This window comes from Herminiimonas arsenitoxidans (assembly GCF_900130075.1).
GTDB classification, from domain to species: domain Bacteria; phylum Pseudomonadota; class Gammaproteobacteria; order Burkholderiales; family Burkholderiaceae_D; genus Oxalicibacterium; species Oxalicibacterium arsenitoxidans.
The window spans coordinates 2,544,474-2,568,372 of record NZ_LT671418.1; the positions used below are offsets into that span (position 1 = coordinate 2,544,474).

Below are 23,899 nucleotides of genomic sequence, written 5' to 3' on the forward strand. Positions count from 1 at the left end.
TGATTTCCCTTTAACTGACGAGTGTAACTGTGGTCTTTAATGACTGCGGGGATCGCTTTTCTCGAAAAAGGAGAAAGCATGAACACACGAGTAATAGGTGCAGTCATCGATCACATCGTGCTGCGTCCACCCAAGCGTCGCGACGGTGCTGATCTGCATGATTTGATCGCACGTTGTCCGCCGCTGGATCTCAACTCTCGCTACGCTTATTTGCTGCTGTGCGAGCATCACGGTGCTACCTGCATCGTGGCAGAAGCAGGCGGCGAACTGGTCGGTGCGGTTACCGCCTATATACGACCGGCGATAGAGCCAGAGGAAGTAAGCACGCTCTTCATCTGGCAAGTTGCCGTTGCACCCCATGCACAAGGCCAGCGCCTCGCTTCACGCATGCTGGATCAATTGACTGCACGCTGTGCCGTCACCCATCGGTTTCACAAGATAGAAACCACCATCAGTCCGAGCAACATCGGCTCGCAAAAATTATTCGACAGCTATGCCAAGCGTTTCAACATCGGCATTACGGCACAACCGTATTTCGCCGCCAGCGATTTTGGCGACGGCAAGCACGAAGAAGAATGGCTCTACCAACTTGGCTAGTGATAGTGCGCAGCGTGATTGCGTTGCACTCGGCCATTTCATTCACTCACCATCAGGAGAATCATGATGCGTATATTCAATCGACTTGAATCAGAAGTTCGCGGCTACATCCGCTCATTCCCAACCATATTTGCCACTGCGCAGAACGCCAAGCTGACCGATGAAGGTGGCAACACCTACATCGATTTTCTGGCTGGCGCCGGTACGCTCAACTACGGTCACAACAATCCGCTGATGAAGCAGGCTGTTATCGACTACCTGTCGGAAGACGGCATCGTGCATGGCCTAGATATGGCCACCAGTGCGAAAAAAACGTTTCTGCAAACCTTCGAGAGCCACGTCCTCAAGCCGCGCAAGATGCAATACAAGATGCAGTTCACCGGCCCGACCGGCACCAATGCGGTGGAAGCGGCGGTCAAGCTCGCACGTAATGTAACGGGTCGTCAGATGGTGATTTCATTCACCAATGGTTTTCATGGCGTCTCGCTCGGTTCGCTGGCGCTGACTGGTAATCGCAAGTTCCGCGATGCTGCCGGTGTGTCGCTGAACGATGTGCATCGTGCGCCTTACTCCGGTTACTTCGGCATGAACATCGACACCATTGCGATGCTGGATAAATTGATTACCGATCCTAGCAGCGGCGTTGATCTTCCAGCCGCCATCATTGCCGAGTGCGTGCAGGGTGAGGGCGGTTTGAATGTCGCTGGCTTGAACTGGTTGAAGAAGCTGGAGCAGCTATGCCAGCGTCACAAGATCCTGCTGATCGTCGATGACATACAAGCTGGTTGCGGTCGTACCGGTACCTTTTTCAGTTTCGAACCGGCAGGTATCAAGCCCGACATCATTACGTTGTCCAAGTCGCTGTCCGGTTTTGGTTTGCCTATGGCCTTGCTGTTGATGAAGCCCGAGTTCGATGTGTGGAAGCCGGGTCAGCATAACGGTACTTTCCGCGGCAACAATCTCGCCTTTGTGACGGCGACAGCCGCGTTGCAGCATTACTGGAGCGATAACAAATTCCAGACCGAGATCCAAAAAAAATCGCAAGCGATAGAAGCCTTCCTCAACAAGCTGGTCGTCAGTTATCCAGAGGCAGAGTTGACGCGTCGCGGTCGCGGCATGATGCAAGGCATTGCTTGCGCCGATCCTGCGGTGGCTGATCGCATTACAGCGATCGCTTTCCAAAACGGTTTGATTATCGAAACATCAGGCGGTGAGGATGAAGTCGTCAAGCTGTTGATGCCACTGACGATAGAACAGGAAACCATGCTCGCCGGCCTCGATATTTTGGAGCACGCCGTGGCTGAAGCCGTCAGTGAAAAAATCAAGGACCAGGTTGAATCAGATAAAGAGGTGACAGCATGATCGTACGCAGACTGAAGGACATACTCGATACCAGCCGCGATGTGAAGGCAGAAACCTGGGCCAGCCGACGCTTGCTGTTGCGTGAAGACGGTATGGGATTTTCCATGCATCACACGGTGATCTACGCCGGTACGCAGACGCACATCTGGTATCAGAATCATCTGGAAGGTGTGTACTGCGTTGAGGGTACCGGTTCGGTCGAACTGATTCCTTCCGGCGAAACCTTCCGTATAGAACCCGGCACCTTGTATGCGTTGAACAAACACGATGAACACTGGTTGCGTGCAGAAACCGATTTGCATCTGGTCTGTACCTTCAATCCACCGCTGGCAGGCAACGAGATGCACGATGAAAACGGCGTCTATCAATTGGTACCAGAAACTGCCACCACTATTGCCAAGGTCGAGGTCGAAAAGGCCACGGCAGAAAGTTGAGGAGAAGATGATCATGCTTTCGCAAGACGCCTACCCAACACGTACGCAAAATAATGCCGGCATCCTGGCGCGCCAGGACCCGGTCGTGTATGAACACGACAGCACGCACAAGCCGCAACTGGATGAAGCGCAACGCGCGTCGTATCAGGAAAACGGCTTTCTGCTGATGCCGGAATTATTCAACGCAGAAGAAGTCGCTTATCTGTTCGATGCGATGCAAGCCATGCGCGAAGATTTCACCAACACCGGTCGCAAGGAAGTGATTGCAGAACTTGGTAACGGCGCTGGCAGTGGTGAAGTGCGCTCAATTTTCAATGTGCATCGCTTGAATGAAATCTTCGCCAATCTCGTACGCGATCCGCGTGTGCTGAATGTCGCGCGCGAGATACTCGGCAGCGAAGTGTATATCCATCAATCGCGCATCAATTACAAACCCGGCTTTACCGGCAAAGAGTTTTACTGGCATTCTGATTTCGAGACCTGGCATAGCGAAGACGGCATGCCGACGATGCGTGCATTGAGCTGTTCGATACTGTTGACCGATAACAGTGAATCGAACGGTCCGCTGATGCTGATTCCCGGTTCGCATCATCACTACGTCTCCTGCATGGGCGAGACGCCGGATGAGAACTACAAGAAGTCATTGAAGAAGCAGGAAGTCGGTGTGCCCGATCAAATCCTGTTGCGCTATCTGGCCGACATGGGCGGCATCAAGTCATGCGCAGGCAAGGCTGGTTCCGTCGTTTTCTTCGATTGCAATACGATGCACGGCTCCAACGGCAACATCACGCCTTACCCGCGCAGCAATGTGTTCTTCGTCTATAACAGCATCGCCAATCAACTGGATGCGCCCAAAGGCGGATTGGAACCACGGCCGGAGTTTGTCGCTGCGCGTGAAGGTATCGCCGAGCTGACGCCGCAAGCGCTTGCTATTGACTGAACTGCTGTCGTTGACGGCGACGCGCTAAAGGAATAAATGGAAACTTACCTGCGTTCTTTCGCGCTCTTCTTCGCCTTGTTCAATCCCTTTCTGATGAGCATTTATCTGCTCGATCTGATACGGGGATTGCCGACGCCCACCTTTGCGCGCGTGCTGATACGCGGCAGCTTGATCAGTGCCTGCGTTTTCGTGTTGTTCGCATGGGGTGGCGAGGCATTTTTTCGCGATTATCTGCAAGTGCGCTTTGCATCCTTCCAGATATTCGGCGGCATTATTTTTTTGATGATCGGTCTGCGCTATGTGTTCTCCGGCGCGCATGCGATCGAGAGTCTGCGCGATAACCCGACCGCGATGGCAGGCAGTATCGCCATGCCTATCATGATCGGTCCCGGCACAGTCAGCGCTGCGGTCGTGATCGGCACGCGCATGTCGCTGCCGGCTGCTGCAGTTGTCATCGTCGGGACGCTGGCGTTGACGGTGACGCTGCTGGTTGTGATGAAGATTGCGCACGACAGATTGAAGGAGCGACATGCCGCCATCACCGATCGCTACATCGATCTGGTCGGTCGTATGTCGGCGCTGTTGATAGGCACGATAGCCGTGGACATGATCGTGACGGGTTTGCAGAGCTCGGGTTTGATCGATTGATGATGGGCTTTGGCGGTGCCATATCAGATCGAATTCACCTTTCTGCATAGTCGCAACGTGATCTTTACAAGTCTGGGAGGTGTTGTTGCCGGCAAGCGACATAAAGCCTTGCCGGAAGCTGTCCAAGATCAATTCCGCTCAAAAAAAATCCAGAACGCCGCCCCTTTTTCGCAAGGGCTGTGCCTATACTAATTTCCGGAAGCAGCTTTAGCTTTCCAACATATAGTCGCACTAAAAAAACTGGTAAAAACCAATATAAATGGAGGAGACATTATGAAAAACATTCAACGCGCTTTGGTTTTGGCAGCCCTTTCTGCCGCTTTGGTTGGCTGTGCATCTACCGATACACAAACCGCAGCACCAGCAGCAGCGCCGGCTCCAGCGCCAGCAGCAGTTGCTGCACCGGCGGCGGCAGCTAGCCCGGCACTGCAAAAAGCGGTAGAAGCATCGTTGGCCAAGGAAGCTGAACTGAAAGGCACCAAGATTGCAGTTGCTGCGACCACGGACGGTGCAGTTGCCTTGTCCGGCACGGTCAAGAACGAATGGCAGCAATATCTTGCCGGCGAAACAGCGAAAAAAACCACTGGCGTGAAATCCGTCAAAAACGGAATCAAAGTACCTGATTGATTCTCACGCATGAAAATGAAAACGCCGGGCATGCCCGGCGTTTTTTATTGTGGCGTGCCTTGAGGTACAAGGCCTACATAGACAATCAGAGCGGCAATCCCAAACGTCCTTCTTCCGCCAATTGGCGAATGATGCGTATCGTGTCGATATCGGCTTCCTGATAGGCAGAACGGCGGAATTCATTGTAGAAGGCATCCATATCGTCATCGGTAGTACCGGTGTCGTATGAAAAGCGGACGAATAAGGCACCGGGACTAGGCTCTTCTATCGTGATGAGCAGGCTGGATGCGGGAATATCTGTTTGTGCCGGCACGTCGTAATGCACGGTCTGCTGCGGCGTCAAATTGACGCGATCATGTACCAGCAACTCGCCATAGCGCAGTGTGCGCGCAATGACGTCTTCGTTGCGCGACAGCAATTTGCATTCATCCAGCCATGGGATGAACAGTTTCGGTGATTCTGCACGCAGAACCAGACCGCGCCACAATTGATCGCGCGTGAGCGTATCGATCAAGGGATTGAGCGGGTCGTTGATTTCGATCAGATGCTGAAATTGCATGGCGACGTATTTGAATGAAGGAGTGGATATCACAATGATGCGCGCTGCACTTCATTGACTCTGTGGGTATTGTACTGTGCTGCGCGCTGGAGCCAAACCTTGATGTGGTGCGGATGTGCATGCGATAAGGATATTTGTAGAGTTTACAGTGCGCCCGGCGGCTTTTACTTATGTTCTAATGCCCATTATCTTCTCGCTGAGCTTCCACCATGAAACGTACATTTACTGTTATCGGATTAGGGGCGTTCGGCTCCACCGTCGCTCGCGAACTGGCTCGCTTGGGCAATGATGTACTGGGCATCGATCTCGATCCGGAACATGTGAACGCGATTGCCGACGATATCACGCAGGCAGTGGTGGCCGATGCGCGCAATGAAGATACGCTGCGAGATCTGGGTGTGCACGACAGCGATGCAGTGGTGGTCGCCATCGGCGAAGATCTGGAAGCGAACATCCTGGTGACGCTCACCGTCAAGAATATGCCTAAACCGGTCGTCTGGGCCAAGGCACTTAACCATAATCACCATCGCATCCTGCACAAACTGGGTGCCGATCACATTGTGCATCCTGAGCATGAAATGGGTTTGCGCCTGGCGCACTCCATGATGTATCCGGAAGTGCTGGATTACATCAGTCTGGGTCACGATTTGTTTACGGTGGAAGTGCGTGCTTCCGACAAGCTGGCCGATAAAACCGTGGCTACACTGACTTTGGGCCAGCGCGGTGTGCAATTGCTGCTGGTCAAGCATCAGCGTGAAGTGCTGGCGCCGGTTGCGGCTGACTACGTTTTCCGTCTGGGTGACCAACTGGTGATGGTTGGTACGCTGGATAACTTGCGCAATATTTCCCCTTATCTATGAGACGCGGCTTCCGCCCGCCGTTTTTCTATCGGCAGGTCAAAAGAAAATTTCTCCACCTGACGCCGCCTCAGGCTTTGATCCTGTCCTTCATCGGCTTGTCGCTGGTGGGTGCGATTTTGTTGAAATTGCCGATGGCGAGCAATGCGCCGACTTCGTGGATGCAGGCTTTGTTCACGGCGGTGTCAGCCTCGACGATTACCGGTTTGTCGGTGGTCGATGTCGGTAGTCACTTCACGCAGTTCGGTTTATGGGTCTTGCTCGGCTTGATACAACTGGGTGGGATAGGCTTGCTGACGTTTGGCGTGCTGATCATCCATTTGACCAGCGGTCGTTTGACCTTGCGTGATCGCGCCGCCTTGCAGGATTCATTCAATCAAAGCGGCCGCATCGATATGCAGGGTTTGTTGCGCGTGTTGTTCGGCTTTATCGTGGTGATGGAATTGCTCGGTACGCTCTTGCTGGCGATACAGTGGGTGCCGCAGATGGGTTGGTCGCAGGGTTTGTTCTACAGCTTCTTCCATTCGGTATCGGCTTTCAATAATGCCGGCTTCGGGCTGGATCAACATAGTCTCGCGGCTTATGTTGGCAATCCGCTGATCAATATAGTTATCTCTTTCCTGTTTATTTCCGGCGGTATCGGCTTTGCCGTGATTGCGGATTTGCGTGCCAAACGGCGCTTCCGCGAATTTGCCTTGCATACCAAGTTGATGTTGATTGGTACGGTGACGATCAATTTGCTGGCGATGCTGGTGCTGTTTGCGCTGGAGTACGGCAATCCGGATACCTTGGGTGGTTTGCACGGCATAGGGACGAAGTTGTGGGCGAGCTGGTTTCAGGCGGTAGCGCCGCGCTCGTCGGGTTTCACCACGATGGATACGTCGATGCTGACGCCAGCGACCGCTTTCTTCGTCATGACCTTGATGTTCATCGGTGCGGGCAGTGGTTCTACCGGCGGCGGTATCAAACTGACCACATTCATTATTCTGCTGGTGGCGACGCGCGCATTTTTGCGCCAGCAACACAATCCGGTTCTGTTCGGGCGCAGTATAGACGCGAGCATGACCCTGCGTGCATTGGCGATTACCATCATTGCCTTGTTCTTTGTGATGACGGGAACCTTCCTGCTGATGTTGACGGAGCATGGCAGTTTTCTCGATCTTGCCTTTGAGGTGGTTTCTGCGGCATCGACTACCGGTTTGTCGCGTGGCATCACGCCGACTTTATCCGTGGGCGGGCAATGGATAGTGATGGTGTTGATGTTGATAGGCCGCGTTGGGCCGCTAACTCTGGCATTCACGCTGGCTAACCCGCGTGGTGCGGATGTGGCATATCCGTCCGGGCGCGTGAATATCGGTTAAGTTGTTGATATTGCACGCTTGCTGCAATAGAGGCTGAGGCCGGTCGCACGCTGATACAATGGCTGGCTTTCTTTTCCGGTTTTCTGATGTCCTCTTCCCCGAATTCTTCCACGCACGGTTTGAACGCGCCTCAGCGCGAAGCTATCCATTACATGGACGGTCCATGTCTGGTGCTGGCCGGTGCCGGTTCGGGCAAGACGCGCGTGATCACGACCAAGATCGCGAGCCTGATCGAGGAACACGGTTACGAAGCCAAGAATATTGCCGCGCTGACTTTTACCAATAAAGCCGCGCTGGAGATGCAGGAACGTATCGCCAAATTGCTGAAAGAGCCGAAGAAGGCCAAGCAGTTGACCGTCAGTACTTTCCATTCGCTGGGCGTCAAGATACTGCGGCAGGAAGCGAAAGAACTCGGTCTGAAAGATCGCTTCTCCATCATGGACAGCGACGATTGCTTTTCACTGGTGCAGGATCTGGCGGTCACCACCGACAAGCAGTTGATACGCCGCATACAGACCGCGATGTCACTGTGGAAAAACGGCCTGATTGATCCCGACACCGCCTTGAATCAAGCGAAAGATGAAGACGAGGCACAAGCCGCGCGCATCTATCGCAGTTACGTCGCGACTTTGTCCGCGTATCAGGCAGTCGACTTCGACGATCTGATCCGCTTGCCGGTCGAACTGTTCCGCACCAATGAAGCGGTGCGCGACAAATGGCAGCGACGTTTGCGTTATCTGCTGGTCGATGAGTATCAGGATACGAATACCTGCCAGTACGAACTGGTCAAAATGCTGGTCACCGGCGTCGGCAAGAAGCCTATGTTCACCGCAGTGGGCGACGATGATCAGGCGATCTACGCATGGCGTGGCGCAACAATTGAAAATCTGAAGCAGCTGGAAGTCGATTTCCCCGATCTGCGGGTCATCAAACTCGAACAGAATTACCGCTCCAGCACACGCATACTGCAAGCCGCCAACTCGGTCATCGCCAACAATCCCAAGCTGTTTGAAAAAACTTTGTGGTCCGATCACGGTCTGGGTGACCCGATCAAAGTCATGGGCATGCAGGATGACGACCAGGAAGCGGAACAGATCGCGATCATGCTGTCGGCGCATCGCTTCGAACGTCGCGCCAAGTTTTCCGATTACGCGATTTTGTATCGCGGTAATCATCAATCGCGCGTGATTGAGCAAGCACTGCGCAAGGAACGCATTCCGTACACGATTTCTGGTGGTCAGAGTTTCTTCGACCGTGCCGAGATCAAGGACATCATCAGCTACTTGCGATTAATTGCCAATGAAGACGACGATCCTGCCTTCATCCGCGCAGTCACGACGCCCAAGCGCGGTGTTGGTCAATCGACGTTGGAAACGCTGGGCGCATTCGCCGGTCAATGGCAATGTTCGCTATTCGAAGCGGTGTTCAAAGGCGGGCTGGAATCGAAGCTGGCCGATAGACAACTGACGCCTTTGCGTGAGTTCTGCACCTTCATCAACAATCTTGAACGGCATGCGCATCGCGAGACTGAAGCCAGCACGCTGCTCGACGACATGATGAAAGAGATCAATTACGAAGGCTATCTGTACGATAACTTCGACGACAGACAAGCGCAGTCAAAGTGGCAGAACGTCATCGACTTCACAACCTGGCTGAAAGAAAAAGGCAGCGGCGGCAAGGACGGCAACGATCCTGAAAGAAGTTTGCTCGATCTGACGCAAATGGTAGCGCTGATGTCCATGCTCGAAGGCAAGGATGAAGAACCGGATGCAGTGCGGATGTCTACTCTGCACGCATCCAAAGGTTTGGAGTTCCCGCATGTATTTTTGGTCGGTGTGGAAGAGGGCATCTTGCCGCATAAGGGCGATCCTGATGCGCCTATCGAAACGCTGGGTGCGCGTATAGAAGAAGAGCGTCGTCTGATGTACGTCGGCATTACGCGTGCGCAGCGCTCATTGCACGTGAGCTGGTGCAAGAAGCGCAAACGTGCGCGTGAACATGTGCATTGCGATATCTCGCGCTTCATCAAGGAAATGAAACTGGATGAAGGCGACGCCGTACCGACTGAAGATGAAGTCATTACACCGCAAAGTCGCTTGGCCAATCTGAAGGCCTTGCTACAGAAACCAAAAGTGGCATAAGTGATGTCGCTGCTGACGAACAATGGTCTGCAGCGGCACACAGTATTCGATGGCATGGATCATGCACAGCCGCAGACTTCTTGATTGTTGCGCGTCGGGTCTTCATCATGCATGCAATACCCGACATCGTTTTTTCTACAGAGCCTTTCATTTTCCCAAGTGAGTTGAGCCATGTCTAATCCTTCCACATTCCAAACCATGAAAAGACATGCGCGTCATACGATGCGCGTATCGCGCTATTCGTTTCGCATCGCGGTTTTTCTTGGTGGTGCGGCTTGCGTCGCGGTTTGCTCCCTGGCGTTTGCCTGGCTGGCAGAAGAAATGCTCAGCTTGAATCGTCAGATCACACATGCTTATTGGTGGAGCGCGCTGTTGATGCTGCCGCTGGGATTTGCCGGCATACGCTGGATGACGATACGCCTTGCACCGCAGGCGCGCGGTAGCGGTATTCCGCAAGTGATTGCCGCGATGTCGATACCGGCCGGGCCGGCGCAAAACACCTTGGTATCGCTGCCGCAATCGATGTGGAAAGTGGTACTGACTGCCGCTGGTTTGCTGGTCGGTGCATCGATAGGACGTGAAGGGCCATCAGTACAAGTCGGCGCAGCCGTGATGTTGGCGTGGGGACGTTGGTGGCAAAAGCGCCCGCGCTTTGCGGTCGGCTTTCGGCCGGAAGCCTTGATTGCTGCGGGTGCAGCCGGTGGTTTGGCTGCGGCATTCAATACACCTTTGGCCGGCGTGGTGTTCGCAATTGAAGAGCTGGGTCGCGGCAGCACAGTGCGCTGGGATCGCTTGGTGATGTCGGCGGTGTTGTGCGCGGGTTTTATTGCTTTATCAGTCTTCGGCAATAACTCGTACTTTCAGATTCATGAATCGATACTGGCGCTGAATGCCTCGTGGATCATCGTGGTGGTGTGTGCTTTGGTCAACGGCGTATTGGGCGGCTTGTTCGGCAAAATGTTGCTGGCCGGACCGGCAGCGTGGTTGCCTGCCCATCGACGTAGCTGGACCGAGCGTTATCCGATTTTGTTGGCGGGCGTATGCGGTTTGCTGGTGGCCTTGCTGGGTTTGCTGGCGCATGGCTCGACGTATGGCACGGGCTACGAGCAGACGGCGGCTTTGCTCAATGGCCATCCGGTCGATAGCATGGTGTTTGGCTTGGCGAAATTTGGCGCGACGATACTTTCTTACTTCGCCGGCATTCCTGGCGGAATCTTTACGCCATCGCTGGCGATTGGTGCCGGTATCGGTGACAATATCGCCCAGGTACTGCCGGGTGTCATCGATGGGCGTTTGGTTGCCTTATTGTCTATGGCAGCTTTCTTGGCGGCGGCAACGCAAGCGCCGATTACGGCCAGTGTGATCGTGATGGAAATGACCCGCAGCCAGGACGTTACTTTATTGTTGCTGGCAACTACTTTGGCAGCATCATTCGTCTCGCGGCAATTTTGCCCGCGACCTTTTTATCATGCAGCATCGCGGAATTTTCGTCGCGAAGCCATACACAAACACAAGATGTCAGCGTAATGCTGATACGTAATGTGTTGCAGTTCACTATTGGGAAACTCACATCATGGACGAAGATCGCATCGTCAATATTGAAATCAAGATCGCACGCCAGGAAGATCTGGTCGATGCGCTGAATCATATGGTGTATCAGCAGCAAAAGAAAATCGATGAGCTGGAAGCCTTGTGCCTTGCCTTGGCGCGTCGTTTGAAGGATGTGGTCAGCGGCGGCAATGAACAAAATGCGGCGAACGAGAGACCGCCGCATTATTGATGCGCGCATGCGTGGATTATTTTATTAGAACTTTATACAGATAGAAGCTATGAGTGGATTGAGCGAAGAGCAGCAACTTTTGCATGCCAAATTGAATATGGAAACCTCGCAAATTGCGTGGGAGGAATTACTGCGTTATTTCGCCGGTGGTTTGGTGATCGTTGTCGCCGATGAGCTGGATTTGGTTGAAGTCGCAGCGCGTTTTACGATAGATGACAAGGCTGCGGTTGAACAATGGTTGCATGCGGGTCAGATCGCCAAGGTGAGCGATGCCCAAGCCAGTATCTGGCTGGAAGCAGATGCCTTGTTATGGACAGTGGTTGCGCGGCCGTGGGTCTTGGTACAAGAAAAGAAACTGGTTTGAGCGATCAAGCTGAAAGAACACGATGAGCGAGCAGCAAAAGAATGATCCATTGCATGGCCAGAGCCTGGAGAAAATCCTGCTGGCGCTAGTTGCGCATTACGGTTGGGAAGAGCTGGGTCGTCGCATAGATATCAAATGCTTCAATATCGATCCGAGCATCAAATCGAGTCTGACGTTTTTGCGTAAAACGCCGTGGGCGCGTGCGAAGGTGGAAGAACTGTTTGTGACTATGTCCGACGATTAAATAAATAGATAAGCGTCGGACATATTATTTGATGAGGCTGTGATTACAGCTTCGATTGATGGTGGATCGCGACGAACAGTGTAGCCAGCGTTGACAGCACAGCTTCAAAGTGCGCCTTCGGTTCGGTATTGTCCCAAATGTAATGCGCCATCACTGCTTCAAATTCCTTGCTGCGTTTTTTCGCAGTAACGGAATGTGCGCGGGTGATGGCTTTCAGAAATTGACGGCGCATATTCGGCAACACTGGAATGTGTTCGCTGTCATCCAGGAATTCAAAACCGCCCGGCAAAGGGCTACCCTTCATCTGGAATTCCAAACGTTCGAATACGGCTGGCGGTAAATCCTTCACCAGTTCGCATGCGCTTTCATTCAATCGCAACACCATGCTGAAGCCAGCTGGGTAGATTACATCCGAGTCATCTCTTTCCGACAGAAAAACTGCCAGGCGCAACGAGTATTCCGCTTGATACGCATCGTCGTAAGCGCTGTTCAGACTGGTGCGTGTAGTCGGCCAGAAGATCAATGTGCCAGGTGTGCTTTCATCATCCGGGTCAGGGAAAAATTCCAGCGAGATGTCGTCAGCGGAATCGCCCGCAACGGACAACATCTTCAATACAGGTGCAGCAAGGTCGCCCAGAATCGATGCGGCAATCGCGCCGGTGGCTGCGATGTCGGCGTTGGTCAGGTCTTCTACGATGTAGCCATTCAATGGCTTGAGTAATGCGTTTGGGTCGAGCATGTGCGGTGTGGTCATTTTTAAAATTGATGTTGTTTGTCTGCGCTTATCAGGCGAAGACAAGGGTCGTTGCAATATAACTTAAAACCTGATGGTGATGAAATGGAAATGCGCCGTCATTTGTGATGCGCAAGCGAATCTGTTTAAATGGTCTGCAATCAGCTGCCGTTTGTGCGGTGCTACATCACTCTCAATCAAGCGAGGAATCACTTATGTATACATGGCTACTGCCCGCGGTAAAAGCGATCTTGCCGCATGTGGGCACGATCATCTCCGCGACCTTGCCGGTTTTCCAAAGCCGCAAGGTTGATGCGAATGCTGCAACGGAAGAAGCATTGTTGCAGCAACAAATTACGGAGCTGCAAGAAGTTGCCTCGCATAATGCGGTGCACATCAAGGAGCTGGCCGAGCAATTGCAGCAAATGGTGATCACGCTGGAGCAGGGTGTGATTGCCAATGAGCAGCGTTACAGGCGTTTGTCGCTATTGTCCGGTATTGCGTCTGTGTTGTCGATTGCGGCGATAGGTTTATGGTGGTTTGGTGCGCGTTGATAAAGTCAAAGTCGCGTCAGTTCTTACGTAGCAAGAATTGCCGTGCGGCATTGCTCGCATATAAAAGATGAACTTCCAACAATAATGGCAGTCAGTAAGAAGACGTGCATCGCCGATTGATGTAATCGGTCAGGCACTTCTTGGGCGTATGCAATGTTCGCCTCCTTATTATTCAGTAAAGGACTTGCCATGATAAAACTACGTACAATTCTCGCTGGCACGGCAGTGGCCATGTTTTCGCAATTTGCAGCGGCCCAGCAGGCCCAGATATGTCCAGGCGCTATCCTCGTGCCTGCTTCGGAGGCTCCATCTAATCCTAACGACCCACGATATACCGATCAATCGCGCTTGAATTACACCGCTGATCCTTTGGTTAAACGACGTATAGAAGCAAGTGGTGGAACACCCTGCCTTACCCCAGCACCGACCAGATAATTTTCGGATTTGACTGATACTTACAAGGCGAGAGCGCGCAAGTGCTCTCGCCTTGTTTTATTTGCGGCGCATATTTCGATGTTTGTGTGATGTTCCAGGCATGTACTTCGCGGTCCTCACCTCTGCAGTTCTTTGAGTAAAAATCCCTAGTAATTTACTGTGTATTTGTACAGTAAATGATATGCTGCTCAGCATCTTGTTTCGTCCATCAAATGTTCATGAGTAGTCAGCAAAGCCATATCGCTCATCTTGATATGGATGCCTTTTACGCTTCCGTTGAGTTACTGCGTTATCCCGAATTGCGTGGTCAGGCTGTCGTGATCGGTGCGGGTTCTGCACATCAACCGGTATTGCAGGCTGATGGCACACGCAAGTATTCGCGCTTGCGCGACTACGCTGGGCGCGGTGTGGTGACGACCTCGACGTATGAAGCGCGTGCGCTGGGTGTGTTTTCTGGCATGGGTTTGATGAAGGTCGCGAAGTTGGCGCCGGATGCGATCCTGTTGCCGACAGACTTTACGGCGTATCGCCATTATTCAAAATTGTTCAAGACAGCAGTCAGCGCGATTGCGCCGAAGATGGAAGATCGCGGCATCGATGAAATCTATCTTGATCTCAACGACCAGACTGAGGATATCGCCATCGTCGCGCAGCGCATCAAGGATGCAGTTGTTGCGGCGACAGGTTTGTCCTGTTCGATAGGCATTGCACCCAACAAGCTGTTGGCGAAAATCTGCTCCGATCTTGAGAAGCCGAACGGTTTGACCATCTTGACGCAAGCTGATATCGCGACGCGCATCTGGCCTTTGCCGGCGCGCAAGATCAATGGCGTCGGTCCACGTGCGGCAGAAAAGCTGACGGCGCTGGGCTTGAACACGATAGAAGAATTGGCGCATGCAGATCCGGCCGTGCTGCATGCACATTTCGGCCGCTCGTATGCGGATTGGTTGGGCCGGGTATCGCACGGTATCGACGATCGTCCTATCGTCACGTATTCCGAGCCGAAATCGATCAGCCGAGAAACCACGTTTGAGCATGATCTACACGCCAAGCGCGATCGTGAAGCGCTCGGCCTTATCTTTACCCAGTTGTGTGTACGCGTGGCTGGCGATCTGGAGCGCAAGGGTTATGTTGGTCGCACGGTGGGCATCAAGCTGCGCTTTGCCGATTTTAAAAGTGTCACCCGCGATTTGACGCTACCCACTTATACCGATGATGCAAGCGCGATCCGGCAGGCCGCCGGCGAATGCCTGAAGCGCATTCCGCTGAGTCAGGCGTTCCGTTTGCTGGGTGTGCGCGTCGGCACCTTGGCGAAAAAGGGCACGTTGCCGCCGGAAGATACTGTTACTCAGGGTGAGTTATTTCGGGAAAACTAGCCTTTCTGACAATGCTTTGTCTTTGCTGCGTGATCAGTTTGTGGAAAAAATGCTGCATTTTGGTGCATTTTTGAAACAATCCTAAAGATTTATTCCCTTTTGCTTTCTAGCAATTCTCCATCTAGATGTGTGCGCATACTCCGGTCTAGGGCCACACATTTAACCTTTCGTTAAAAATCTATTCTGGTTTTTCTGTTGCCTCAGCCTTATTTGGCGCTGCTTGGTCGCGTGTGCGTGTGAGGATTCGTCAGTTTTTTTCTTATTTCACGGTGGTAATATTTTTGTCATAAAAGGTTTGCAGTCTGTTTCTTGTGTCATGAAATAAGTCCGGAAAGCGTTTGTTATCCACCTTGTTTATGAGAGAGATGAAAATGAAAAACCTAAAAATTGGGCAGCGTTTACTTTTGAGTTTCGGCAGCATAGTCATTTTGCTGGTACTCCTCGCGACCCTTGCATTCACCCGTATCGGTGGTTTGAACGATGCCATTGCAGAGGTAGACGGCGATCGGTATCCCAAAACAGTCCTCGCCAATACGATGAAGGACGATCTCAACCAAATCGCGCGCAATATGCGCAACGCATTGCTGATGACGGATCCATCCCACATCAAGGCCGAATTGGATGGAATCGGTAAAGCTTCAGATTCCATTAACAACGCACTAGCTCAGTTAGAGAAAAGCATACGCTCCGAACGTGGTCGACAGACGATTGCAGAACTGCAGGCCGATCGTAATAAATTTAGTCCTTTGAAAGATGATTTCGTTAAATTGGCAGCGGCAGGCGTGAAGGAAGAAGCGCTCACGCTGCTTTTTGCTGCAGTACGCCCGGCGCAACTGCAGTACCTTACTTCCATCGACAAGCTGATCGATTATCAAAATGAATTGATGAAAAAATCTGGTGCAGAGGCCAATGCCAAAGCCAGCCAGACACAATTGCTGATCGGGATTTTTTCTGCCATTGCAGTGTTGATCGCGGGCCTCTTTGCCTTCCTGGCAACGCGCAGCATTACGCGTCCTTTGAGCCGTGCTGTGTTGCTCGCACGCAAGGTGGCTGATGGTGATCTGACCGGCGAGATCGTCGTGCACTCCAAGGATGAAACAGGACAATTACTGCAAGCGCTGAAAGACATGAACGGCGGCTTGCTGAAGATCGTCACGCAAGTGCGATTAGGGACGGATGCGATTGCCTCAGCATCGCATCAGATCGCCACCGGCAATCTGGATTTGTCATCGCGTACAGAACAGCAAGCCAGCTCTTTGGAAGAAACCGCATCGTCCATGGAAGAGCTGACCAGCACGGTCAAGCAGAATGCCGACAATGCGCGTCAATCGAATCAATTGGCGCTCTCCGCATCTGAAGTGGCAGTGCGCGGCGGCGAGGTCGTCGCGCAAGTGGTTGATACCATGGGCGCAATCAATGATTCAGCGAAGAAAATTGTCGACATTATCGGCGTGATTGACGGCATCGCATTTCAGACCAACATCCTGGCATTAAATGCCGCAGTCGAAGCAGCGCGCGCCGGCGAGCAGGGCCGTGGTTTTGCCGTGGTCGCTTCCGAAGTCCGCACGCTGGCGCAACGTTCTGCCAGCGCGGCGAAAGAGATCAAGGAATTGATCGGCGACTCAGTCGACAAGGTCAGTATCGGTTCTCGTCTGGTCGATGATGCAGGTGCAACGATGCGGGAAGTCGTTGAGAGCGTGAAGCGCGTTACCGACATCATGAGTGAGATCACCGCCGCGAGCCAAGAACAAACCGACGGCATAGAGCAAATCAATCAGGCGGTGATGCAGATGGATCAGGTCACGCAGCAAAACGCAGCCCTGGTGGAAGAAGCTGCCGCTGCTGCGGAAGCACTGCAAGATCAGGCGCAAAATTTATCGCAAGTCGTCAGCGTGTTCAAACTGGATAGCAATTCACTGGCGCTAACGCAGGCGGCACCTCAATATGCTGCGGAAGCACCACCCAAGGTAAAAGGAAAGCCAGCATTACAAAGAGTAAAGACGACGCAGCAAAAGATAGACGATAAGGAGTTTGCGCGGGTGCCGCGTGCGGTGAAGCCAGTACCGGCTGGTGCAGAGTGGGAAGAATTCTAACGATGTAGTTGTTAAGCGCATGACGGTGCTTTGAAACGAAGGCCGGAGAAAAATAAAAAAGCCAACCGCAAGGGTTGGCTTTTTCTATTGTGGATCTTGTACCTGTCTTGCGAGCAGGAACGCCATCTGACGTAGCAGCATGGTTTATTTGTTTGCGTCGTCTTCCGTCGCCAGAGTTTCTGCAGCTTTGCCGTAGAACTGCACGCCCATCGCAATGCGTTCACGACCACTTTCACGGCGGTGTTTGTTCGTATCGCGCAGTGAATAAACGCAGCCGCAATATTCCTGTTGATAGAAATTCTCGCGCTTGGAGATTTCGATCATGCGGGCGGAACCGCCTTTTTTGCGCCAGTTGTATTCCCAGTACAGCATGTCTGGATACTTGGCTGCTGCGCGTACGCCGCAATCGTTGATTTGATTCATGTCCTTCCAGCGCGAGATACCGAGCGAACTGGAAATGACAGGGAAGCCGTGTTCATGTGCGTACAGCGCAGTACGTTCGAAACGCATGTCGAAGCACATCGTGCAGCGCACGCCACGTTCCGGCTCATTTTCCATCCCTTTGGCGCGCTCGAACCAGTTGTCGGTGTCGTAATCGGCATCGATGAAAGGCACATTGTGCTTTTCTGCAAAGCGGATGTTCTCTTCCTTGCGCAGCAGATATTCTTTTTCCGGATGGATGTTCGGGTTGTAAAAGAAGATCGTGTATTCGATACCGCTCGCCAGCATGGCTTCCATCACTTCGCCTGAGCAGGGCGCACAGCAAGAGTGCAGCAAGACCTTGCCGGGTTTGCTGGGGAGGGGAATGGGTTCGCGTTTGAAGTCTGTCATCGTGCTTTCTCGTTGCGGTGGGCGCATGGGTAAAGGATATGCGGGGCAACGAGCCTTTGTGTACCGGGTTCGTATGTTACCAGAAGTGGAAAGTCTGAGAGGCATGCTGTGCGTGCCTTGTTGCTGTAATGGAAAGGGATCTGAGCATCTGCCATGTTAGTGCGCACGAAGTTTGCTTAGCTAAAGCGGGCAGTCTATCGAGTGTCACATTGCAGCTATCTCAATCCAAGGAGTGAAGTATGAATCGTCTGGACGTTACTGAAAAAATCATCACCGGCAAAGTCGCCAAAGGTTTGAAATGGTCTGACGTCGCGGCCAAGGTTGGCTTGAGTAAAGAATGGGTCACGGCGGCTTGCCTCGGCCAAATGACGCTGGATGCCAAACAGGCTGATGTCCTGGCTGGCATTTTTGATCTGACCGATGAAGAGAAAAAGTGGTTGATGGTTGTACCGTACAAAGGTTCGTTACCGACAGCAGTGCCGACTGATCCACTGATTTATCGCTTCTATGAACTGGTGAGCGTTTATGGCACCACGTTTAAGGAGTTGATCCATGAAGAATTCGGCGACGGCATCATGAGCGCGATTGACTTCAAGATGGATATGGATAGAGAGAAAGATCCGAATGGCGATCGCGTACGTATCGTCATGAGCGGAAAGTATCTTGCTTACAAGACGTATTGATTTGTAGAACGGTTCTTGAGGTGGCGCTGGGATTCGCCTATGTTCCGCAGGCCGCTCACTCCACTTCGCAGAGTGTCGGCTGCGCCGAATTTACGAGTTGAAAACAAAAATGCCCGCTTGCGCGGGCATTTTCTTATTTTGGCGGAGCGGACGGGACTCGAACCCGCGACCCCCGGCGTGACAGGCCGGTATTCTAACCAACTGAACTACCACTCCAACTACTAGACTGTTTCAACTTGCTGTTTGACTGATTGGTGGGTGCTGACGGGGTCGAACCGCCGACCTACGCCTTGTAAGGGCGCCGCTCTACCAACTGAGCTAAGCACCCGCAACATTCGCTTACTCAGTCAAACGTGTTGGCGTCTACCAACAGCTGAAGGGTGCGAAGTATAGAGCATAATTTTTTTTTTGTCACCCATGTTTGCAGAAACTTTTGCAGGATTGTTTTTTTATTAGCGAAAAATCAAAGAATGGAATCGGGGCACCGCAAGCGGGTTTGCACCTGCACGCCTATAATGGCGGTCTTCATTCGTTATTTTCGAGTATTTGTTATCAATACATTATTTCGCCGCATAGTACACGCCCTCCTGTTTGAATTTTTTGCATTGATCATCCTGGTTCCACTGATGTCGTATGGTTTCGGCATGGATATGCTGCACTTCGGTGCGTTGGCCTTGATGTTGGCTGTCAGTGCGATGGCGTGCAATATGATCTACAACCATATCTACGAAGTGTTCGAGAAACGCTATGGATGGCGGCGCACTGTCAAAATGCGGGTCGGTCATACGCTGGGTTTTGAAGTCTTCTTTATGTCGGTTGCCTTGCCGTTGACGGCATGGTGGCTGGATATTTCGCTGATCGAGGCGATTACGCTGGATTTGGTGTTCTCGGTTTTCTTCATGCTGTACGCGTTTTGCTTCAACTGGGTGTACGACATCGTGCGTCACCGTCTCGGCAAGGCGCGTGCCATTGCCAAATGATGTGTATGCCGACGTGCAATACGCCGGCATACAGTTCTCAAGAAAAAGCGTTGCTTGATTTGTAGGTGATATTTGCAGGATGTTGTTCTGATGGCACTCCCGATGCAACATGCAAGGTCGTCGTCGGATGAGCGAATACGATGCCGCGTTCTGCACACGCTTTCATCAGTTCCAGATTGATGTGTTGTTGCACATCCATGTAGACGTTGTACTCCCTGCTTAACAAGTAATACACCACTTCAAATTCCAGACTGCTGGGGCCGACGCGTACAAAGTGTGCGCGATCAAAGCGCGTCGGTGTCGCATCGTCGATGATCCGGCGTATGGCTTCGGTCAATTCCGGAATCTGCTCAACCGGAGTTTGATGTGTGATGCCGAAATTGAACAGCACGCGTCGTTCCGACATGCGTTTGTAATTGCGGATGGCCGATTTAAGCAATTCGGTATTCGAACGTATCAATTGTTCACCGCTCAAACTGCGCAGTCGCGTGGTCTTGATGCCTATGTGCTCCACGGTACCCAACATATCGTCAACGACGATGAAGTCGCCGACCTCGAAAGGTTTATCCAGACCAATAGAGAGTGAGGCGAACAGATCGCTCAATACAGTTTGCAAGGCCAATGCGATGGCAATGCCGCCGATACCGAGGCTGGCAACAAAGGCCGTGATGTTCACACCCAGATTGGCAAGTACCGTGAGCAACACAGTCAGCATCGCTGCGATTCTGAGCAGAAATACCATCGTGGTGGTGGTCGCACGATTGCGCAGATCAGGATCGACTTCAGGGTCGATTAGTTTCTCCATCCACATATTGATGCCGCGATTGAGCCAGATAGCAACCTGAATACCGATGATGACGATACCTGCTTGCGACAGGCGCAGTTCTATAGCGTCGGGCAAAGTGAGAGTGTTGAGGCCGATCAGGAGTGCTAACAGGAAGAGTAGATAACGTTTGGTGCCGACCAGTGTGCCGACGATGACTTCATCGATACGTCGCTTGGTCAACCTGTTGAGTACGGACATGCGACGTTTTACCAAACGAATCACGAAGCGCGTGCCCAGATCCATGAGCAGGTAACTCAGTAATGCTGCAATCAGTGCGTGCAACCAGTTATCCAGTGAAATGCCCAACATAAACCAGTCTTGCAATAACTTCATTACTTCACCTCCTGTACAAATGCATTTTGCATGCTGATATGCATGCGATTTTCTGTGCTGCTTCTAATAGGAGGTTGCATGGCGGGAATAGTTCGCAATTCATTTCAATTCGGACTAGTACGAGTGATGTCCGTTACACATTGAAGAGAGATCATTGGTTACAATCGGAGCATCCCTTTTCGAGGTAGTCATGGACGCTTCTACATCCACATCACCTTTGTTTCCACCGCTGGAGCCACATCGCAGCGGTATGTTGCCGGTTGATGATCTGCACACCTTGTATTGGGAGGAGTGCGGTAATCCTGCTGGTGTGCCTGTGCTGTTTCTACACGGCGGTCCTGGTGGTGGTATTTCTCCCAAGCACAGACAATTCTTCGATCCCGGGTATTACCGCATCATCTTGTTCGATCAGCGTGGTGCCGGAAAATCAACACCACTAGGTGAGTATCGCAACAACACGACGCAATTATTGATCGCTGATATTGAAGTCTTGCGCCGTATGCTGGGCGTTGAGCAATGGTTGATATTCGGCGGCTCATGGGGTGCAACACTGGCGCTGGCCTATGGTCAGGCGCATCCGCAATCTTGTCTTGGCTTTATCTTGCGCGGTATTTTTCTTTGTACGCGGGCTGAGATCGATTGGTTTCTGTACGGCATGCGTTGGTATTTTCCGGAAGCACATGAAGAATTTGTGGCCGCGATTCCGATCGATGAGCGACAGGATTTATTACGTGCGTATGAGAAGAGATTGTTCAGCGACGATCAGCTCGTCTCTATGCAGGCAGCGCGCGATTGGAGTCGTTATGAAGGGCGTTGTTTATTCCTGAAACCGCAGGCTGAAACGATAGAAGCGTTCAGTGACGATGTCGTTGCCTTGGGTGTAGGCAGGCTGGAGGCGCATTACATGTTGCACGGCGGTTTTCTTGAGGAAGATCAGTTGATACACGATCTGGATCGCATACGGCATTTGCCGGCGGTGATCGTGCAAGGCCGTTACGACGTGGTGTGTCCGCCTTTGTCCGCGTATCGCCTGCATCAGGCGTGGCCCGAGGCGAAATTGCACATCATCGCCGATGCCGGACATGCCGCATTGGAGCCGGGTACGACCGCAGCGCTGGTAGCGGCGACAGAGCATTTCAGATTGCAGCAAAGTTTTAATTAAGCACGTGAATAAATTTTGCGCGTATGCGGATAGTTATCGGCATGCCTATTTAATCAAATTCATTGAGGTGACCGAATGATGATCAAAAATCGCATCGCGATAGGCATGGCGGCATTGATCCTGGCAGGTTGCGGCGGCCGCACTCTGCTCGACAAGCCGGCAGAAACAACGCAAGACGGTACTTCCATGGCCGATACCGTTGGTGCTTACCGCGAAGCCTTGGCTAATCGCATTGTTCAGGTTAACTCCACCAAAGTGTATGTCGGTCGGCCGCAAGCATTGCTGCGGTCAGTTGTTGTTGTGAAATATGTGGTCGATGCCAATGGCGGTCTGGTGCGCAGTGAAATTTTGCGTTCCAATCGCGATCGCGCTACCGAGACAACGGCATTGGCAAGCTTGCGCAGTACCGCACCGTTCCCCAAGCCGGCACCAGCCTTGTTGCGAAAAGGGCAGTTGGAGTTGATGGAAACTTGGCTCTTCAATAACGATGGCCGTTTTCAGTTGCGCACAATTGCCGAAGCGCAGATGGATGAATAATTTGCGTACTTTGCAATTGGAGGTACGCGCATTTTGAGCACAGCCTGGCTTGTTAATGTAACGCTGGGCGCTTTGTTGCTGCCGCCCTTGAGTCTGATTTTGCTATGCGCATTGGGTTTGTATATGCGCCGACGCTGGCCGCGCCTTGGTTTGGTTTTATCGATAACGGCTTTGTTTGTATTGGTTATATTCAGTACGCGTTTCGGCGCATCCTTGTTCGTGGCTCCGCTGGAAAAATTGAATCCGCCTTTGCAGTCGTTGAATGCGACCGGCGCACAAGCGATAGTGGTGCTGGGCGGCGGACGTATCAGCAATGCGCCGGAATACGACGGGCAGGATATTCCAAGTTCACCGACCTTGCAGCGCCTGCGTTATGCGGCCAAGCTGCAGCGTGCAACGCATTTGCCGATGTTAGTGACTGGTGGTCGGCCGGATGGTGCTGAAGTATCGGAAGCCGCCATCATGGCGCGCGTATTGAAGGAAGAGTTTTCGGTGCCAGTGCAATGGCTGGAAGAGGAGTCGAATAACACGGCAGAGAATGCGCAATTGTCTGTGCGCATACTGCGCGAGGCTGGCGTACATAAAATTTTATTGGTAACCGATGCCATGCACATGGAGCGCGCAAAACGCAGCTTCACGCAAGTCGGCCTGGAAGTAGTACCGGCACCAACCATTTTCCGCACTACGTCGCGTGTCACGCCAGTCGATTTCTTGCCGAGTAGTCAGTGGTTGCAACAAACTTCTTATGCCATGCATGAGTGGCTGGGTATGGCGTGGTATAGCTTGCGTCATCGCGATTGAGTCTGTGATGCAAGGTTTAATTTTCCGAATGCCGGTATAGTTTTACTGCTCGTCGACTAATCTGCTTAAAATGGCAAGAACCGATGACTACATTCGGTTGTATGACCATCATCATTATTTTTTCAGGACCGCAGCATGACTTTGATTGATAGTAAGCGTCCTTCCAAACTCTATTATTTTTCTGAACGAAACGGATTAGAGCGTTCTTTGTCACTGGGCGAATTTCGTTTAAGCCCGCCAGCGCCTGATCAGGCTTTGCAGGCAGCCGGCAGTTATTTGGTATTGAGTCTGACGCAAACTTGGGACGGTACGCTGTTCGATGACTTGCCGCATGTGGATTCGTATCTGGTGGTGCACAACGCGGAAGAATTTGGCGAGCGCGTGCATCGTGCGGTGCAGAGAGCCTTGCCGAATTGGGCCGGTATTGATGCAGCAATTTCGTATGGCGCACCTAGTCCGCTCGGCAAGATTTTTTCCAAAGCGAAAAATCAGGCTGCCGAAAATGAATGGCGCTTTGCCTGGCGACCTATGCAGGCGCGCGCATCGGCTAATCCGGTTGTGATTCAAATCGGTAATATCGAAGATATCGCCGAATTGCATAGCCGCCACGACTGAGACTGCGATTTTTCGTCTCGCTGACT

The 23,899-nt window shown here is 52.3% G+C and carries 26 protein-coding genes and 2 tRNA genes; 22 read left to right on the forward strand and 6 right to left on the reverse strand.

From position 1 onward, the window contains the following. Nucleotides 1–78: 78 nt before the first annotated feature. From ectA to BQ6873_RS12015, 6 genes are all read left to right on the forward strand, one after another. Complete coding sequence (gene ectA / locus BQ6873_RS11990) at nucleotides 79–597, forward strand: diaminobutyrate acetyltransferase (protein ID WP_076592855.1); 519 nt, start codon at nucleotides 79–81, stop codon at nucleotides 595–597. A 60-nt stretch (nucleotides 598–657) separates the two neighbouring features. Continuing rightward, entirely contained in the window at nucleotides 658–1,959 is a 1,302-nt protein-coding gene (gene ectB, locus BQ6873_RS11995) for a diaminobutyrate--2-oxoglutarate transaminase (protein WP_197685205.1), read from the forward strand. Beyond that, the gene (locus BQ6873_RS12000; protein ID WP_076592856.1) at nucleotides 1,956–2,393 is read left to right on the forward strand and encodes an ectoine synthase; all 438 of its coding nucleotides are present in this window, start codon (nucleotides 1,956–1,958) and stop codon (nucleotides 2,391–2,393) included. The genes ectB and BQ6873_RS12000 overlap by 4 nt, the downstream gene beginning before the upstream one ends. Nucleotides 2,394–2,400: 7 nt before the next feature. Further along, nucleotides 2,401–3,333: an ectoine hydroxylase gene (gene thpD / locus BQ6873_RS12005; protein ID WP_197685177.1), complete on the forward strand. Its 933-nt coding sequence runs from the start codon at nucleotides 2,401–2,403 to the stop codon at nucleotides 3,331–3,333. Between the two features lie 36 nt (nucleotides 3,334–3,369). After that, nucleotides 3,370–3,981, forward strand: a complete 612-nt coding sequence (locus BQ6873_RS12010) for a MarC family protein (protein WP_076592857.1) — start codon at nucleotides 3,370–3,372, stop codon at nucleotides 3,979–3,981. 273 nt (nucleotides 3,982–4,254) lie between these two features. Beyond that, nucleotides 4,255–4,608, forward strand: a complete 354-nt coding sequence (locus BQ6873_RS12015; RefSeq protein ID WP_076592858.1) for a BON domain-containing protein — start codon at nucleotides 4,255–4,257, stop codon at nucleotides 4,606–4,608. Between the two features lie 85 nt (nucleotides 4,609–4,693). On the opposite strand, the gene BQ6873_RS12020 is transcribed toward BQ6873_RS12015, so the two are convergent. Beyond that, nucleotides 4,694–5,167, reverse strand: a complete 474-nt coding sequence (locus BQ6873_RS12020) for an SRPBCC family protein (protein WP_076592859.1) — start codon at nucleotides 5,165–5,167, stop codon at nucleotides 4,694–4,696. Nucleotides 5,168–5,376: 209 nt separating this feature from the next. Between BQ6873_RS12020 and BQ6873_RS12025 the strand changes: the two genes are divergently transcribed. The 7 genes from BQ6873_RS12025 (at nucleotide 5,377) to BQ6873_RS12055 (ending at nucleotide 11,914) form a co-directional block, all read left to right on the forward strand. Beyond that, nucleotides 5,377–6,027: a potassium channel family protein gene (locus tag BQ6873_RS12025; RefSeq protein ID WP_076592860.1), complete on the forward strand. Its 651-nt coding sequence runs from the start codon at nucleotides 5,377–5,379 to the stop codon at nucleotides 6,025–6,027. Continuing rightward, entirely contained in the window at nucleotides 6,024–7,385 is a 1,362-nt protein-coding gene (locus BQ6873_RS12030; RefSeq protein ID WP_076592861.1) for a TrkH family potassium uptake protein, read from the forward strand. The genes BQ6873_RS12025 and BQ6873_RS12030 overlap by 4 nt, the downstream gene beginning before the upstream one ends. Before the next feature lie 86 nt (nucleotides 7,386–7,471). Then, nucleotides 7,472–9,526, forward strand: a complete 2,055-nt coding sequence (locus BQ6873_RS12035; protein WP_076592862.1) for a UvrD-helicase domain-containing protein — start codon at nucleotides 7,472–7,474, stop codon at nucleotides 9,524–9,526. A gap of 171 nt (nucleotides 9,527–9,697) precedes the next feature. Continuing rightward, nucleotides 9,698–11,053, forward strand: a complete 1,356-nt coding sequence (locus BQ6873_RS12040; protein ID WP_076592863.1) for a chloride channel protein — start codon at nucleotides 9,698–9,700, stop codon at nucleotides 11,051–11,053. A gap of 46 nt (nucleotides 11,054–11,099) precedes the next feature. Further along, the gene (locus BQ6873_RS12045; RefSeq protein ID WP_076592864.1) at nucleotides 11,100–11,306 is read left to right on the forward strand and encodes a SlyX family protein; all 207 of its coding nucleotides are present in this window, start codon (nucleotides 11,100–11,102) and stop codon (nucleotides 11,304–11,306) included. Between the two features lie 49 nt (nucleotides 11,307–11,355). Next, a complete protein-coding gene (locus BQ6873_RS12050; protein WP_076592865.1) occupies nucleotides 11,356–11,670 on the forward strand; it encodes a DUF2288 domain-containing protein in 315 nt (104 codons plus the stop codon). 22 nt (nucleotides 11,671–11,692) lie between these two features. Beyond that, a complete protein-coding gene (locus BQ6873_RS12055) occupies nucleotides 11,693–11,914 on the forward strand; it encodes a VF530 family protein (RefSeq protein ID WP_076592866.1) in 222 nt (73 codons plus the stop codon). A gap of 43 nt (nucleotides 11,915–11,957) precedes the next feature. Here the strand turns inward: BQ6873_RS12055 and BQ6873_RS12060 are convergent, their stop codons facing one another. Continuing rightward, nucleotides 11,958–12,653, reverse strand: coding sequence for a hypothetical protein (locus BQ6873_RS12060; protein WP_231949329.1), 696 nt, complete (start codon nucleotides 12,651–12,653; stop codon nucleotides 11,958–11,960). 209 nt (nucleotides 12,654–12,862) lie between these two features. Between BQ6873_RS12060 and BQ6873_RS12065 the strand changes: the two genes are divergently transcribed. The 3 genes from BQ6873_RS12065 (at nucleotide 12,863) to BQ6873_RS12080 (ending at nucleotide 17,105) form a co-directional block, all read left to right on the forward strand. Next, nucleotides 12,863–13,201 (forward strand): hypothetical protein, encoded by a 339-nt coding sequence (locus BQ6873_RS12065; RefSeq protein WP_076592868.1) that lies wholly within the window; start codon nucleotides 12,863–12,865, stop codon nucleotides 13,199–13,201. Nucleotides 13,202–13,854: 653 nt separating this feature from the next. Next, entirely contained in the window at nucleotides 13,855–15,012 is a 1,158-nt protein-coding gene (gene dinB, locus BQ6873_RS12075; protein ID WP_076592869.1) for a DNA polymerase IV, read from the forward strand. A gap of 371 nt (nucleotides 15,013–15,383) precedes the next feature. Continuing rightward, entirely contained in the window at nucleotides 15,384–17,105 is a 1,722-nt protein-coding gene (locus BQ6873_RS12080; RefSeq protein WP_076594101.1) for a methyl-accepting chemotaxis protein, read from the forward strand. A gap of 144 nt (nucleotides 17,106–17,249) precedes the next feature. Here BQ6873_RS12080 and BQ6873_RS12085 read toward each other — a convergent pair whose 3' ends face one another. Beyond that, nucleotides 17,250–17,936 (reverse strand): epoxyqueuosine reductase QueH, encoded by a 687-nt coding sequence (locus tag BQ6873_RS12085; RefSeq protein WP_076592870.1) that lies wholly within the window; start codon nucleotides 17,934–17,936, stop codon nucleotides 17,250–17,252. Nucleotides 17,937–18,175: 239 nt separating this feature from the next. Between BQ6873_RS12085 and cynS the strand changes: the two genes are divergently transcribed. After that, nucleotides 18,176–18,619, forward strand: coding sequence for a cyanase (gene cynS / locus BQ6873_RS12090; RefSeq protein WP_076592871.1), 444 nt, complete (start codon nucleotides 18,176–18,178; stop codon nucleotides 18,617–18,619). A gap of 139 nt (nucleotides 18,620–18,758) precedes the next feature. Here cynS and BQ6873_RS12095 read toward each other — a convergent pair. Together BQ6873_RS12095 and BQ6873_RS12100 are read right to left on the reverse strand one after the other, a co-directional pair. Continuing rightward, nucleotides 18,759–18,835 (reverse strand) — tRNA-Asp (locus tag BQ6873_RS12095). A 36-nt stretch (nucleotides 18,836–18,871) separates the two neighbouring features. Next, nucleotides 18,872–18,947, reverse strand: a tRNA-Val gene (locus BQ6873_RS12100). Nucleotides 18,948–19,134: 187 nt separating this feature from the next. On the opposite strand from BQ6873_RS12100, the gene BQ6873_RS12105 reads away from it, so the two are divergent. Continuing rightward, nucleotides 19,135–19,599: a PACE efflux transporter gene (locus tag BQ6873_RS12105; protein WP_076592872.1), complete on the forward strand. Its 465-nt coding sequence runs from the start codon at nucleotides 19,135–19,137 to the stop codon at nucleotides 19,597–19,599. A 37-nt stretch (nucleotides 19,600–19,636) separates the two neighbouring features. Here the strand turns inward: BQ6873_RS12105 and BQ6873_RS12110 are convergent, their stop codons facing one another. Further along, nucleotides 19,637–20,758, reverse strand: coding sequence for a mechanosensitive ion channel family protein (locus tag BQ6873_RS12110; protein WP_076592873.1), 1,122 nt, complete (start codon nucleotides 20,756–20,758; stop codon nucleotides 19,637–19,639). A gap of 190 nt (nucleotides 20,759–20,948) precedes the next feature. Here BQ6873_RS12110 and pip point away from each other — a divergent pair, with 190 nt between their 5' ends. The 4 genes from pip (at nucleotide 20,949) to BQ6873_RS12130 (ending at nucleotide 23,873) form a co-directional block, all read left to right on the forward strand. After that, nucleotides 20,949–21,920: a prolyl aminopeptidase gene (gene pip, locus BQ6873_RS12115; protein WP_076592874.1), complete on the forward strand. Its 972-nt coding sequence runs from the start codon at nucleotides 20,949–20,951 to the stop codon at nucleotides 21,918–21,920. Between the two features lie 78 nt (nucleotides 21,921–21,998). After that, entirely contained in the window at nucleotides 21,999–22,457 is a 459-nt protein-coding gene (locus tag BQ6873_RS12120) for a TonB family protein (protein WP_076594102.1), read from the forward strand. Nucleotides 22,458–22,490: 33 nt separating this feature from the next. Beyond that, a complete protein-coding gene (locus BQ6873_RS12125) occupies nucleotides 22,491–23,258 on the forward strand; it encodes a YdcF family protein (protein ID WP_076592875.1) in 768 nt (255 codons plus the stop codon). 135 nt (nucleotides 23,259–23,393) lie between these two features. Continuing rightward, a complete protein-coding gene (locus tag BQ6873_RS12130) occupies nucleotides 23,394–23,873 on the forward strand; it encodes a hypothetical protein (RefSeq protein WP_173830599.1) in 480 nt (159 codons plus the stop codon). Nucleotides 23,874–23,899: the final 26 nt, after the last annotated feature.

Bases quoted from the DNA above. Each gene is read 5' to 3' on its own strand.
- ectA (WP_076592855.1), top strand. From the start codon at position 79: ATGAACACACGAGTAATAGGTGCAGTCATCGATCACATCGTGCTGCGT.
- BQ6873_RS12000 (WP_076592856.1), top strand. From the start codon at position 1,956: ATGATCGTACGCAGACTGAAGGACATACTCGATACCAGCCGCGATGTG.
- thpD (WP_197685177.1), top strand. From the start codon at position 2,401: ATGATCATGCTTTCGCAAGACGCCTACCCAACACGTACGCAAAATAAT.
- BQ6873_RS12010 (WP_076592857.1), top strand. From the start codon at position 3,370: ATGGAAACTTACCTGCGTTCTTTCGCGCTCTTCTTCGCCTTGTTCAAT.
- BQ6873_RS12015 (WP_076592858.1), top strand. From the start codon at position 4,255: ATGAAAAACATTCAACGCGCTTTGGTTTTGGCAGCCCTTTCTGCCGCT.
- BQ6873_RS12020 (WP_076592859.1), bottom strand. From the start codon at position 5,167: ATGCAATTTCAGCATCTGATCGAAATCAACGACCCGCTCAATCCCTTG.
- BQ6873_RS12025 (WP_076592860.1), top strand. From the start codon at position 5,377: ATGAAACGTACATTTACTGTTATCGGATTAGGGGCGTTCGGCTCCACC.
- BQ6873_RS12030 (WP_076592861.1), top strand. From the start codon at position 6,024: ATGAGACGCGGCTTCCGCCCGCCGTTTTTCTATCGGCAGGTCAAAAGA.
- BQ6873_RS12035 (WP_076592862.1), top strand. From the start codon at position 7,472: ATGTCCTCTTCCCCGAATTCTTCCACGCACGGTTTGAACGCGCCTCAG.
- BQ6873_RS12040 (WP_076592863.1), top strand. From the start codon at position 9,698: ATGTCTAATCCTTCCACATTCCAAACCATGAAAAGACATGCGCGTCAT.
- BQ6873_RS12045 (WP_076592864.1), top strand. From the start codon at position 11,100: ATGGACGAAGATCGCATCGTCAATATTGAAATCAAGATCGCACGCCAG.
- BQ6873_RS12050 (WP_076592865.1), top strand. From the start codon at position 11,356: ATGAGTGGATTGAGCGAAGAGCAGCAACTTTTGCATGCCAAATTGAAT.
- BQ6873_RS12055 (WP_076592866.1), top strand. From the start codon at position 11,693: ATGAGCGAGCAGCAAAAGAATGATCCATTGCATGGCCAGAGCCTGGAG.
- BQ6873_RS12060 (WP_231949329.1), bottom strand. From the start codon at position 12,653: ATGCTCGACCCAAACGCATTACTCAAGCCATTGAATGGCTACATCGTA.
- BQ6873_RS12065 (WP_076592868.1), top strand. From the start codon at position 12,863: ATGTATACATGGCTACTGCCCGCGGTAAAAGCGATCTTGCCGCATGTG.
- dinB (WP_076592869.1), top strand. From the start codon at position 13,855: ATGAGTAGTCAGCAAAGCCATATCGCTCATCTTGATATGGATGCCTTT.
- BQ6873_RS12080 (WP_076594101.1), top strand. From the start codon at position 15,384: ATGAAAAACCTAAAAATTGGGCAGCGTTTACTTTTGAGTTTCGGCAGC.
- BQ6873_RS12085 (WP_076592870.1), bottom strand. From the start codon at position 17,936: ATGACAGACTTCAAACGCGAACCCATTCCCCTCCCCAGCAAACCCGGC.
- cynS (WP_076592871.1), top strand. From the start codon at position 18,176: ATGAATCGTCTGGACGTTACTGAAAAAATCATCACCGGCAAAGTCGCC.
- BQ6873_RS12105 (WP_076592872.1), top strand. From the start codon at position 19,135: ATGGCGGTCTTCATTCGTTATTTTCGAGTATTTGTTATCAATACATTA.
- BQ6873_RS12110 (WP_076592873.1), bottom strand. From the start codon at position 20,758: ATGAAGTTATTGCAAGACTGGTTTATGTTGGGCATTTCACTGGATAAC.
- pip (WP_076592874.1), top strand. From the start codon at position 20,949: ATGGACGCTTCTACATCCACATCACCTTTGTTTCCACCGCTGGAGCCA.
- BQ6873_RS12120 (WP_076594102.1), top strand. From the start codon at position 21,999: ATGATCAAAAATCGCATCGCGATAGGCATGGCGGCATTGATCCTGGCA.
- BQ6873_RS12130 (WP_173830599.1), top strand. From the start codon at position 23,394: ATGACTTTGATTGATAGTAAGCGTCCTTCCAAACTCTATTATTTTTCT.